Source organism: Acetobacter orleanensis, from assembly GCF_001581005.1.
Taxonomy (GTDB): domain Bacteria; phylum Pseudomonadota; class Alphaproteobacteria; order Acetobacterales; family Acetobacteraceae; genus Acetobacter; species Acetobacter orleanensis.
Map to the genome: position 1 here is coordinate 1 of NZ_LHZV01000001.1, position 502 is coordinate 502.

General features: G+C 59.4%; 1 protein-coding gene. It reads left to right on the plus strand.

Going from position 1 to position 502, the window contains the following annotated elements; translation table 11 throughout:
* Positions 1-487, plus strand: a 487-nt coding sequence (locus AD949_RS00005) for an IS5 family transposase (protein WP_061504586.1), incomplete at its 5' end; no start/stop codon positions are given.
* Positions 488-502 lie beyond the last annotated feature (15 nt).

Sequence of the window (502 nt, forward strand, 5' to 3'; positions counted from 1 at the left end):
CCCTTCGGCTGGGGTGATCGACAGCCAGAGCATCAAGGCTCCTCACGCGAAAACAAGGGGTTATGACGCTGGCAAGAAAGTGGTCGGACGCAAACGGCATATTGCCGTAGATACGGACGGGCGCCTGCTGATGGTCAACCTGACACCAGCCGACATCTCCGACAGCGCAGGCGCACAGATGATCATGGATGCGATCCGTAAACGATGGCCCTGGGTGAAGCACCTGTTTGCCGATGGCGCCTACGACCGCCACCAACTGATGGACAAGGCGGCTTATCTGGAGTTCGTTGTCGAGATCATCCGCCGCCGTGACGGGGCCAAAGGCTTCGAGGTTCTGCCCCGCCGATGGATCGTCGAGCGGACGTTAGGCTGGATGACCCGGTGGCGACGCCTTGTGCGCGATTACGAGCGACGCATCGATGTCTCAAACGCCATGATCCTCGTCGCAATGGGGGCCAATCTCATTCGCAGAAACGCTCATCCGTGACTTTCCAAACAGGCT